Annotated in this window: 2 protein-coding genes; both read left to right on the top strand. The window is 67.2% G+C overall.

The window, feature by feature from the left end:
• A partial coding sequence (locus ACFU5F_RS42495) for a hypothetical protein (protein ID WP_383899060.1) occupies window positions 1-192 on the top strand: 192 nt, incomplete at its 5' end.
• Between the two features lie 282 nt (window positions 193-474).
• Window positions 475-1,124: aldo/keto reductase (locus ACFU5F_RS42490; RefSeq protein ID WP_383899058.1), on the top strand; the 650-nt coding region annotated here is incomplete at its 3' end.

Raw genomic sequence — 1,124 nt, 5'->3', positions numbered from 1 at the left:
GTACTCGGTGATGAAGCCCTCCAGGACCTCCTTGGAGCAGTCGCGGCGGTCGCTGACCTGCAGGTGGCGGCCGAGCCGGTCACGGTGCTTGCGGTAGATCTCCCGGGCGATCTCGCCGGTGGAGGCGGGCAGAGCGCGTTCGTGCAGCTCGTCGAAGACCGCCTCCTTTCCCGGAAGAGGGGCCGCCGGTGATGACGAAGCGGCGGGACGGATGTGGTGTGCTCACGCGGTTCTCCTCGCGGTGGTGTCGGTCAACTGGCCGGTCAGAGCGCGGCTTGCGAGAGCTGCGTCGATAGACGGCCAACCGATCGGCAGGGTAGGGATCTTCCGGCAGCTGCTGCGAGGGTGGTGGCGACCGCCTCGGGCGCCACTGACGACGCGTCTGCTGAACCTCCCCAGGCCCTTGCCGTCAAGTGCACTCCAAGTCCTAGAGTGGCGCTTCCAACCCGCCCTCGCCTGCGACGGAGCACCGGTATGCGCTATCGAGTCCTTGGTAAGACCGGCATCGAGGTCAGCACCCACTGCCTTGGCACAATGATGTTCGGTGCCGTCGGCAACCCCGACCACGAGGACAGCGCGCGCATCATCCACGCTGCGCTCGACGCCGGCATCAACTTCGTGGACACCGCCGACATGTACTCGGCCGGCGAATGCGAGGAGATCGTCGGCAAGGCGCTCAAAGGCAGACGCGACGACGTCGTGCTCGCCACGAAGGTGCACTTTCCGCTGGCGGAGGGACGCAACCGCAGCGGCAATTCGCGCCGCTGGATCCTCAAGGCCGTCGAGGACAGTCTGCGGCGCCTGGACACGGACTGGATCGACCTCTACCAGGTGCACCGTCCTGACCACACCACCGACATCGAAGAGACGCTGTCCGTCCTCAGCGACCTGGTCAGGGCAGGCAAGATCCGGATGTTCGGCTGCTCCACGTTCCCCGCCGAGGACCTCGTCGAGGCTCACCACGTGGCGGAGCGGCGCGGACTGATGCGGCTGCGCACGGAGCAGCCGCCGTACTCGATTCTCGCGCGCGGCATCGAGCGGTCCGTGCTGCCCACCGCGCAGCGCCTGGGCATGGGAGTGCTGACCTGGTCACCACTCGCCTCGGGATTTCTGTCCGGCACCTA

The organism is Streptomyces sp. NPDC057438 (genome assembly GCF_042802995.1).
Taxonomy (GTDB): Bacteria; Actinomycetota; Actinomycetes; order Streptomycetales; family Streptomycetaceae; genus Streptomyces.
This window is presented reverse-complemented; position numbering and strand designations above follow the sequence as displayed.